This window comes from Stieleria sp. (genome assembly GCF_041595215.1).
GTDB lineage: Bacteria > Planctomycetota > Planctomycetia > Pirellulales > Pirellulaceae > Stieleria > Stieleria magnilauensis.
On the sequence record NZ_JBFHKV010001176.1, the window covers coordinates 1 to 2493 of the forward strand.

Genomic DNA, 2493 nt, shown 5'->3' on the forward strand with positions numbered 1-2493 from the left:
ATGCGTTGGACATGATGACGACGGGTTTCCGGGTGGGTCAATTCACCGGCATCGGCCGCCGCCATCAGCGTCTGGTCGGGCATCGTCGACCACAAGAAATAACTCAATCGCGAAGCAACCGCATGGTCATCGAGTTCGCCGGGTGTTTCGGTGAGAAATAGGAAACGGGGTGAACAAAGGATCGTGCGGTAGCCGCGTTTCAGTGCTTCCCGAGGCCCGATCCCCGCCGCCAAGTCCTCGTCGACCAACGCCAAGTAGGACAAGAGCGTTTGATCGGTCAGCGGACGGCGAAAGGCCCGCGTCGCGAACCGCTTCATCAACGCGGCGATTTCGTCACGCGACAGGTTCTGATCGATCGGTGTCTCACCGAACAGCAATTGGGCCACCTGTTCGCGCGGCGGTGCCTTGTGAATCGATTCCATCGTGATCGATGAATACGCTAGTCCCGGTACCTTGGGCAGCGGGCGTTTGTCGCGGGCGCTCCCTCGGTAATTGTTCAGCCCCGTGCCACGCACGCGTTCGATCGTATGGTCCGAGGGGCGTGCCTCGATCAGATGCCCTTTGCGGATCCACGCCTCGAAGGTTTGGTCGCGGGGCTGTTCATCGGCACGGAAGATACCGGCCAAGAACATCATCGGCGCGTGGGCAAAGCCGACGCCGGTTCGGACGGTGCACCAGACGCCTTCGCCCGGTTGGATGTTCACCGCGTGAGCATCATGAAGCGTGATCCGATACCATCCGGTGCGGCGGACTTCCGTTTCCGGAACACGTCCGTGGTAGATCTGGGTGGCCGACCAGGCAATCGTTTTGTCGCCGACATGCCAAGGGTCACGTTGTCCGACTTGACGCCCCAATTCCGCACTGGTGTAGGTGTGGCGGAACGGCTTCGCATCCCCGTCCAAGGCACGGCGGAATGCTTCGTCGAGCGATGCGTCGGCGGCGTCGAGGTACTTCTCCATCAAATGAAGTGAGATCTGTTGCGCCTGAGCAACGGTGGCAAAACCGTCGTGATACGTGTCCTCAGGGAGAAACTCTTGTAGCGGAATATCGATGCCGAGCAGGTCTTGCATCGTGTTTTCGTATTCGATTCGATTCAGCCGCCGCGAACGCACCCGTCCGAGCGCCCGCGTTTGTTGCTGTAGCGTTTGATGAATCGGCGCGGCGATGGCGGCCAAAAAATCTTCCCGCGGCTGTTGGTCGGGAACCTCTGCGTCTTGGGGAGGCATTTCGCCGGATTGAACCCGGTCAAAAATCGTCACCCAGCGTCGCAGATTGGACGCGTCGGCGGGTTGGAACTCCAGTTCGGCCAGATTCAGATCGCCTTCTTGCGTGTACCCATCGTGACAATCCACGCAGTACTGCTGAACGAATTCGGTTCGCGCGGCATGCGGAGCGTCAGTCGGAAGGTTGGGATCGGCGGCGATCAGGCTGGCAGCGGCTGCCAGGCTCAATGCCAGCAGCAAACCCATGCGGACGCACGGGGAGGCGGGAGTATTCATTCCCTGATTTTACCACCCGATAGCGGTTCTCCAATACCCGATTTTGGTCCCATGTGCACTGTTCTGGCCCGATATAATCGATGCATAGGCGGTGCCCTCGGCGTCAGGACCGATGTCGAGACCGAGATGTGATCAATCGGACGCTTATTGTCGTCCACGAAAAAGGGAGCCATGACGATGACAGAACGAGCGGTTTTAGCAGGCGGATGCTTTTGGGGCATGGAAGATCTGTTTCGCAAACAACCCGGTGTCGTGTCGACGCGATGCGGCTACACCGGCGGGGACGTCGACAACGCCACCTACCGAAACCACGGCACACACGCCGAAGCAATCGAAGTGATTTTCGACCCCAGCGAAACGAGTTTTCGAAAGCTTCTGGAATTTTTTTTCCAGGTCCATGACCCGACCACGTTGAACCGGCAAGGCAACGACCGCGGCATGTCCTATCGCTCCGCGATTTACTTTACCAACGACGAACAACAACGCACGGCCTTGGAAACGATCCAAGAAGTCAACGCGTCGGGGATTTGGCCGGGCGAAGTCGTTACAGAAGTCGAACCCGCCGGTGACTTCTGGGAAGCGGAACCGGAACACCAAGACTACCTGCTGCGCAATCCAGGCGGATACACCTGTCACTTCATCCGCCCCGACTGGGTGTTACCGAAAAAGACCGAAGCGAATTCGTGATGGGTTGCCGCACGACCACACGGTTTGGCAAGACGTTCGGCTCGGTTGTTAGCGGCAGGGCGCAAGCCCTCCGGTCTGCGCGCGACACCCTGTGGCGGCACCGGACGGCTCGCGCCGTTCCGCTACCATGACACTCCGATCGGTTATTAGCGGCAGGGCGCAAGCCCTCCGGTCTGGCGCGCCGCCCTGTGGCGGCACCGGACGGCTCGCGCCGTTCCGCTACCATGACACTCCGCTCGGTTGTTAGCGGCAGGGCGCAAGCCCTCCGGTCTCCCGCGACGCCCTGTGGCGGCACCGGACGGCTCGC

Annotated in this window: 2 protein-coding genes; one reads left to right on the forward strand and one right to left on the reverse strand. The window is 60.2% G+C overall.

Translation table 11 applies throughout. The annotated features are described in order from the left end of the window. Positions 1 to 1499: DUF1587 domain-containing protein (locus ABX749_RS29390; RefSeq protein WP_372899174.1), on the reverse strand; the 1499-nt coding region annotated here is incomplete at its 3' end. A gap of 177 nt (positions 1500 to 1676) precedes the next feature. Between ABX749_RS29390 and msrA the strand changes: the two genes are divergently transcribed. Then, positions 1677 to 2186, forward strand: a complete 510-nt coding sequence (msrA, locus tag ABX749_RS29395) for a peptide-methionine (S)-S-oxide reductase MsrA (RefSeq protein WP_372899175.1) — start codon at positions 1677 to 1679, stop codon at positions 2184 to 2186. Positions 2187 to 2493 lie beyond the last annotated feature (307 nt).

Excerpts from the sequence above, each read along its gene's own strand:
- msrA (WP_372899175.1), top strand. The coding sequence starts at position 1,677 with ATGACAGAACGAGCGGTTTTAGCAGGCGGATGCTTTTGGGGCATGGAA.